Genomic DNA, 4,065 nt, shown 5'->3' with positions numbered 1-4,065 from the left:
GGATGCGAAGTGCTTCAAGCTGCTGGGCGGTCAGTTTGAGAATCGCGGCAATATGCGTACTCTGGATGTGGTGCATGGCAATCAAATCCGCTGTTGAAAAACGGAACGGAAACGATACCGCGAACTGCGGTGCGGCGTCGCCGGAATAAACAGCCAACATTACTGTCGTTTGATGCAGCGCCTTCCTTTCTAGCGGAGCTTCCTAATCAATTCGCGGAGGTCTGCGGCATAATCTTCGATGATGCGCCCTCCGGGCCTCGTCGCTCTCGCGGGGTTGCCCTTTCTGGCTTGTCCGGCGGCTTATCAATCATGGCGTCACACCATCCGTCCGGCGGCAGACAGCTTTGATCTGGATCAATTTTTCGCTCCAGGGTGAGCGCGATGCATTGGAGTCCGCAATGGGTCAGAATGCGAAAAACTCAACGTGAGCAAATCTGGTCCGTCATGCCTCGGTGAGCGGGCCTCGTGGAGGGGCGCGACTTTGCCGATTGGCCAACACCCAAAACGGCCGCCCTATCGGATCGCTTCTCAGCGCACGCGAGAATTATGTCGAAACATGAGCTAAGGAGCTCAGAGCGGCAGCACATGATTGGTAGTCAAGCCGCACCACGTTGTGGTGTTGCTGCAATCATTCGCCAATTTCGGCGAGCTGCGGCGCAGGACGAAGCACACGCCGCAAAGTGTCCGCTTCCTCCACATGACGCGGCAGGTGAAGGTTTCGGAATGTTCGTCGAACGATAGCGCAAATTCGCTGGCGAATATGTAGTACGGCGTGGAGATGCAGGCTCCCAGGGTGCTGATGTCGCGCACCACGCACGGATGGGTCCCACTCAATCCACCAAACGACAGCCGCGCCGCCCGGTTGATCGGTATCCGCTCCATCGCCCGACGTTCGACCATGGCGAGATTCTCCAAATGAGGAGGTAACTTCCAATCGAGCGATCGCAGCGATCGCGATTGCACCTCTACGTCTTCCGATCCCGCCGAGCCCGGAAAACGGCAATATCTGCACGTTGATCTGCACGGCCTAGGCTAACAAGCAGTATTATTGTCTTATTAAAATTAAACCAGACCGCGTGGTTAATCCGCCGACGTTGGTGCCCGCCTTACAAGCAAATGAAACCGCTCAAGGACAGGTCTTTTTCCGCGAAAGTGAAGTATTTCACAGCACTTTCACAAACCTGAGCTACTATTAGTTGAACTTAATGGATCATTTTATGTCTCGGCCTGACGACGGTGGTTTTTAAATAGTCATAATAAGGGGTGTTGATGAGTAGGCGTGGTCAGGGGCACAACCGCATGACGGTTCTGCACGAACGCGTTTGGTTTCTAAGATCTCAGCTGACAGAGCTTCAGAACCTTCGCAGCCGGGTTGAGCAAGCCGAGGAACGAAAAGTCGGCAAACGTTCAAAAGTCACAGGTGTCTCGGCGATGCGTCGCCGATTGCGGCGACAGCGGCGTTTTGTTTTCTAGCCGCAAACCGTGGCGACGAACGTGCCGTAGGCTCGCAGCCACGAAAAGCCTTCATCAGAGATCGCTCTGGCCGAAAAAAGCGCCCGCGTTGACTTGTTCGGCTTTGGGTCAAAAGCGGCGGTCGCGGCAAGTGCAGCTCGGCGTCGGTTTACCTTTGTCAGCGGACATCACGCCGCTGAAGCGCTCTTCGGGTTAAGTCATGAACGGACCCCCCCTTCTCGCTCGGAGAGTCGTAGTCGGACCTCCATTCGGAGAGGTCGCTGTTCTATCCGCGGTTGGTCGGCGGCTAGACCCGTCGGGCGCAACAAATGTTCTTGTTTAGACGCGGTAGCATCGGCAGTAGTGTGCGTTTGCGCGCCCTGCGTGCGCTCTATCAAAGCTTCATCAAGCAAAATGGCCCGGAAGCGCGTGCGCAACGTCTTCTGCGCGATTGGTTATCTCCACAGCAGCGTGCGCAATATGATGCCGAGGTTTTTTCGAAGACACCGGCTCTCACACCGGCCGACGATATCGAATTCATCAGGGCACCATGAGCAATGTTTTGCAGCTTGATGAAGAAAAGCAGCCTAAGATCGGCTGGTGTTTCGTTCCCGAACGGGCTCTGCTAGCTGGCGACGTGATGCTCGCCCAGAAGATCGCGCTCGAAACCGACGAAGCCGCGGTGCTCGCGCTTGCCCACCGGTTTTCTCCGAGACTGCCCTCTCTGCCCCGAGTAGCGCGGCGCGCTTACTAGGCCTCTCATGGGCGGGGCCACCGCTTGCGACAGCGGCAGCCCCTAGCGGCGGAGGCGGCGTTTACCTCCGCGGCTACAGGTAGCCTCAACCCGGCGATCGCTTTGTGCAATGTGATCTACCTGTTAGGCCTTACCCGGCGGCTTCTCAAGCTGCTCCTCGACGAACATCAGGATAAGACGTCGCGCGTCCTTGTCTGTGATCTTCTGGAAGGCTGTGATCAGGCGCAGCATCTGCAGATCTTCAACTGCATTGGTCATGGCAAAGACCTCATCAGAAAAACGGAACGCTGAAATACGTGAAATTATGCAGCCGTTTTTCCCGGAAAGGAACATGGAATTTGGTTGAAAGTTAAACCTCCGCTGGCTCGCTGGCGGAGCGGCCCCGGCCACCCTCAAGAGCCGGGGCCGTGTCTCCGCCCGGTCGATTGTATGGAGTAACCGTATGCGTACTTCGCCCGCGATCGTGCCGGCCGATCGCCTCGACCCGACATCTACCTTGTGCTCGAAGACTTCGGCGCGCGTGCCGGCTGCGCATGACGAGACGGACAAAGCGGACACCGATCTCGAAGCCGTGCTGCAAGGCCTCCTCTCCGGCCAGTACGCCTATCAAGTCCGGATCGTCTGCTTCAACGCGATAGAGGGATGGTCGCGCGACGCCACCTCCGACGTCGCCGACGCGCTGGCCCGGCGCACGGTCGACAACGACGAGGAGCCTGCCCGCCCTCGAGGGTTTCATCAGCGCCAACGCGAGCAGGCGCTTGGACATACAGCTCACGCTGCCGCTGAAGGGCGCCGCAGCGTGATGTTCCGGGAGGGCAAGGCAGAAGGCCCTGCGCCGGAAAGCGAGCGCCACTTCATCCGCTGCCCGATCTGCGACAAGGCCAGCAAGACTACCCACCGTCGGCGGGGATCTGGAAAAGACCGAGTGCACGCCCCGCCTGACCCCGGCATCCGAGCTGCGAGGCTGCTTATTGTTGGAACGCCATGCCGATCTAGCGAAACGCCGCATCCGCATTTCGCAGCGTGTTCGTGTTGCGAGCGCTTGGACCTACAGAGCGTCACATTCCCGGATGAACTCGCGCGTACCGCTGCCGAACCTCCAACTTCTCGCGCCACTCCGTTGCGCCTCAGGAGCGTATGGCGTCAATCGCGTGGGCGATCAGGATTGCAGCGCTGACTGCGATGATGATGACTAGCAGCCAAGTGATCAAGTTCGTCTCCATCCCCGCCGTGGAGTGAACGCGCTCAACCGCGCACAGTCAAAAACAACCCGCCGAAAAGCTTAACCTCGGCGCTGGGCTGAGGATTCGAGGCAACTCTTGCGTCCGGATTCGGTCCTATCGGCGAATGGGCCCGCCATCCAAGTTGTGTTGCCGTGATCCTCAAAGCGCAATTCGGGCGTCGGATTACTACCGGCTTGCAGCGAGTTTGCGGCTTCTAGATGCTTGCAACGTATTTATCTGGCTGGAGGCATACTCACCGGTAGCATCCTTAGTGTTCAATGCCTTCTTGTACTCGGCGACGTCCTTTTGGACAGGAGACGTTACAGATCCGACAGACCAACTTTCGGCTAACGTCGGAGTTTCGAGCCCTGGTACCATTTGAAAATAGTTGAAGCTTAAAGCATCCGTCTGTACTCTAGGATGTTCGCTAGCGATCTATCTAGAATGCGACCGACATATTCGTGTCGCGGTCCGCCAATCTTTCCAGCTCAATCTACGCTGTTTCACGGAAAGCGTGAACTGAATGTCACCTTCCTCTACCGACAAGATCGCGCTCTTTATCGATGGAGCCAATCTCTACGCGACGGCGAAAACTCTGGGCTTCGACATCGATTACAAGCGCCTGCTGAAGGAGTT

The 4,065-nt window shown here is 57.4% G+C and carries 3 protein-coding genes and 2 pseudogenes; 3 read left to right on the top strand and 2 right to left on the bottom strand.

Going from position 1 to position 4,065, the window contains the following annotated elements:
• Positions 1-570 precede the first annotated feature (570 nt).
• A complete protein-coding gene (locus tag AC0L27_RS40775; RefSeq protein WP_275169725.1) occupies positions 571-900 on the bottom strand; it encodes a PilZ domain-containing protein in 330 nt (109 codons plus the stop codon).
• Between the two features lie 881 nt (positions 901-1,781).
• Here AC0L27_RS40775 and AC0L27_RS40770 point away from each other — a divergent pair.
• Positions 1,782-2,206: pseudogene (locus tag AC0L27_RS40770) on the top strand (hypothetical protein).
• Between the two features lie 123 nt (positions 2,207-2,329).
• Here AC0L27_RS40770 and AC0L27_RS40765 read toward each other — a convergent pair.
• Entirely contained in the window at positions 2,330-2,464 is a 135-nt protein-coding gene (locus AC0L27_RS40765; RefSeq protein ID WP_275169723.1) for a hypothetical protein, read from the bottom strand.
• A 184-nt stretch (positions 2,465-2,648) separates the two neighbouring features.
• Between AC0L27_RS40765 and AC0L27_RS40760 the strand changes: the two genes are divergently transcribed.
• Both AC0L27_RS40760 and AC0L27_RS40755 read left to right on the top strand, forming a co-directional pair.
• A complete protein-coding gene (locus AC0L27_RS40760) occupies positions 2,649-3,383 on the top strand; it encodes a hypothetical protein (protein ID WP_473323696.1) in 735 nt (244 codons plus the stop codon).
• A gap of 569 nt (positions 3,384-3,952) precedes the next feature.
• Positions 3,953-4,065: pseudogene (locus tag AC0L27_RS40755) on the top strand (LabA-like NYN domain-containing protein); the annotation flags it as partial.

The sequence above is a fragment of the Bradyrhizobium sp. Ken51 genome (genome assembly GCF_055807435.1).
Note: the sequence above shows the minus strand (reverse complement) of the source record. Positions and strands in the feature narration are given on the sequence as shown.